Annotated in this window: 2 protein-coding genes; both read right to left on the reverse strand. The window is 45.4% G+C overall.

The window, feature by feature from the left end; translation table 11 throughout:
- Window positions 1–11 precede the first annotated feature (11 nt).
- Window positions 12–875, reverse strand: coding sequence for an IS3 family transposase (locus tag E2980_RS23900; RefSeq protein WP_240703179.1), 864 nt, complete (start codon window positions 873–875; stop codon window positions 12–14).
- An 11-nt stretch (window positions 876–886) separates the two neighbouring features.
- On the reverse strand, window positions 887–1,183 hold the full coding sequence (locus tag E2980_RS24520; protein ID WP_205700027.1) for a transposase: 297 nt from the start codon (window positions 1,181–1,183) through the stop codon (window positions 887–889).
- Window positions 1,184–1,262 lie beyond the last annotated feature (79 nt).

Genomic DNA, 1,262 nt, shown 5'->3' on the forward strand with positions numbered 1-1,262 from the left:
AATAAGAGAATTTAACTAATGTTACTGTAGTAAAGGGCTTCGAAACGTAAAGGTGATACGTAACCCAATGAACCATGGATTCTCTTACGGTTGTAGAAAAGCTCAATATACTCAAACATCTCTTGTTGTGCCTGTGCCTTGGTCCGAAATTTCGTACAGTAAATAAACTCTTTCTTGAGGACGCTATGGAACGATTCGATGCAGGCGTTGTCATAGCAGTTGCCTTTACGACTCATGCTTGCTTTCATGTGATATTGCTTCAGCTTTGTGCGGTATTCTTCTGAGGCATACTGCGAGCCCCGATCAGAGTGGTGTATAAGTCCTTCGGGAGGCTTGTGAGTCTCATACGCTTGCTCTAATGCTGCAAGTACCAAATCAGTCGTCATCCGGTCTGCGAGCTTCCAGCCTACAATTTTACGTGTATACAAGTCCAGAACACTGGCGAGGTACAAACGGCCTTCACGGCACGGCACGTACGTAATATCCGTCACCCAGATTTTGTTAGGCGCAGTCGTCTTAAAGTTCTGATTCAGCACGTTTGGTGCAATAGGCTGATCATGATTTGAGTCGGTTGTGGTCACCCGAAATTTCTTGGATACACACGAACGCAGACCGTTCTCATTCATGAGTTTGCCAACGAGGCGCTCGGACACTGTCCAACCTTCCTGTCTCAGAAGCTTTGTGATTTTAGGGCTGCCGTACCGTCTATGAGAGTCCATAAAGAGCCAAGTGATACGCGCTAGTAGCGCTCTGCGACGCTTTTGGTAGTTGTTCGCAATCGCCTTCTCCTGGATCCACTTGTAGTAACCACTCCGAGACACAACCAGTACGTTGCACATCTTCTCCATACGAAACTCGGAGCGATGATCTTCGATGAATTGGAACCTTAGTTCCTTTCTTTGCTGAAGATGTGCATGGCCTTTTTTAAGATCGCAATCTCTTCTTTCAGATCTTCAATTTCTAAATCCTTATCTTGGATCTGTTTATCTTTCTGGCGGATTGCCTCTCGGTCTATGAGAGGCTCATTCTCAAACTTACGATATTTCGCCATCCACTGATGGAGCGTTCCTGCGGGTATGCTTAGTTCTTCTGCAATTTGCGGTACTGTCTTTGTCTGCTCCTGAATGTACTTGACCGTCTGTTCCTTAAACTCGTCACTGTACCTTTGTCTGATCTCTCCCATACCGGACACCTCTTCTTCTCTTTGTTGTATATTATCTGCATACTCTTATGAGGTGTCCACTTTTTATTCTAGCTGCAGA

Origin of the sequence: Cohnella luojiensis (assembly GCF_004564235.1) — a bacterium.
Taxonomy (GTDB): Bacteria; Bacillota; Bacilli; order Paenibacillales; family Paenibacillaceae; genus Cohnella; species Cohnella luojiensis.